General features: G+C 66.4%; 3 protein-coding genes. All 3 read left to right on the top strand.

Annotated elements, in window-relative coordinates; genetic code table 11:
- Positions 1-313, top strand: a 313-nt coding sequence (locus tag ACFVX9_RS39700) for a transposase (RefSeq protein WP_387987172.1), incomplete at its 5' end; no start/stop codon positions are given.
- Between the two features lie 20 nt (positions 314-333).
- The gene (locus tag ACFVX9_RS39695) at positions 334-1,239 is read left to right on the top strand and encodes an IS3 family transposase (protein WP_387987169.1); all 906 of its coding nucleotides are present in this window, start codon (positions 334-336) and stop codon (positions 1,237-1,239) included.
- A 162-nt stretch (positions 1,240-1,401) separates the two neighbouring features.
- The gene (locus tag ACFVX9_RS39690; RefSeq protein ID WP_387987166.1) at positions 1,402-1,593 is read left to right on the top strand and encodes a hypothetical protein; all 192 of its coding nucleotides are present in this window, start codon (positions 1,402-1,404) and stop codon (positions 1,591-1,593) included.
- Positions 1,594-1,644 lie beyond the last annotated feature (51 nt).

Below are 1,644 nucleotides of genomic sequence, written 5' to 3'. Positions count from 1 at the left end.
GGGGAGGTTGAGAGTCGTGGCGGGGGGGCGACGTAAGTACGGCACGGAGTTCAGGGCCGGGGCGGTGCGGATCGTGGTCGAGACGGGTAAGCCGGTGGCCGAGGTCGCCCGGGACCTGGGGGTCAGCGAGGGAACCCTGGGCAGCTGGGTCGTCCGGGCCCGCAAGGCCGGCGGTGACGGGACCTTGGAGGAGTCCGAGCGGGACGAACTGCGACGGCTGCGGCAGAAGAACGCCGAGCTGCTCAAGGACAACGCCCAGCTTGTGATGGAGCGTGATGTCCTCAAACGATGCATGGTCCTCTGGGTGAAGTAGTCGAGCGGGATCCGGCCGGTGTGGCCGCCCGCATCGTCGGCCAGAGGACCGAGTACGGCATCCCGCACACCGTTTCCTGCCGGGCACTGGGCGTGTCACCGCCGTGGTTCTACAAGTGGCGCCGGCGTCCGGCCGAACCGGCGAAACGCGAGGTCAGACGCACGATGCTGGAGAAGAGGATCAGCCACTTCTTCCACGCCCCGGGTGATACCTACGGGTCGCCGAGGATCACGCTGGACTTGTGGGCCGAGGGCTGGCAGGTCTCGGTGAACACCGTCGCCGAGATCATGGCGGAGCGGGGCTGGTACGGCCGTGAGCCGAAGAAGCGCCGGAACCTGACCAGGCAGGGCAAGCGGAAATCTGCCCGTGACCTGGTCGGACGGTACTTCGACGCGATCGCCCCCGACGTGCTCTGGGTAGGAGACATGACCGAGATCGACACCGGCGAGGGCAAGCTCTACCTGGCGACCGTCATCGACCTGTTCTCCCGCCGCTGCCTCGGATACGCCATGGACGCCCACCACGACGCGGCCCTGGTCGGTGCGTCCCTGCAGATGGCGGTCGCGACCCGGGGCGGCACCGTGGACGGAGTGATCTTCCACAGCGACAGAGGCAGCGAATACACCTCCGCCGCCTACAACAGCCTGTGCGACCGCCTCGGCGTGGTCCAGTCCATGGGCCGGGTGGGGTCCTGTTTCGACAATGCCGCCGCTGAGGCGTTCAACTCCACCCTCAAGACCGAGTACGTCCACCGGCACCGGTTCACCACCCGCGCCGAGGCCCGGATCAAGATCGCCACCTGGATCGCCGACTTCTACAACACCAGACGCCGCCACACACGTGCCGGCGGACTCCCGCCCGCGGAGTTCGAGCAGAAAATCAGACAGCAACGCGGCCAAGCCCACCAGAAGGCCGAAGCCGCATAGAAGAGGACTCTACGTTTCCAGGGGATTGACACTGATCTCCTGCCGACCACTGACTGATCACGACATCACACAGGCCCTAGTACTCCCCCGACCGGCCCCGATCCTCCATCCCCAGGAGTTCTCTTGCACGACGAATGGGAACACGCTCACACGGACTACACCGTGCCTACGCAGCGTCGTAGCCCTGCCTCGCTGGCTGACAGCGAGGGCGACTGGCGCCACTACCTGGAACACTCAACCCCCAACGGCTGGCTGATCCGGAACAGCGCGATGACCGAGGCACTCATCAGCGGCAAACCGATGCACCTGCTGCACATCACCCGGGGCATCGACGCCATCCGCACCAGCCGGTAGATACACGTCTCCGCCGGCTGCCTGGTCGGCGCAATGGACTGCTCCCCGCTC

It is taken from the genome of Kitasatospora sp. NPDC058243, assembly GCF_042882025.1.
Lineage (GTDB): Bacteria > Actinomycetota > Actinomycetes > Streptomycetales > Streptomycetaceae > Kitasatospora.
This window is presented reverse-complemented; position numbering and strand designations above follow the sequence as displayed.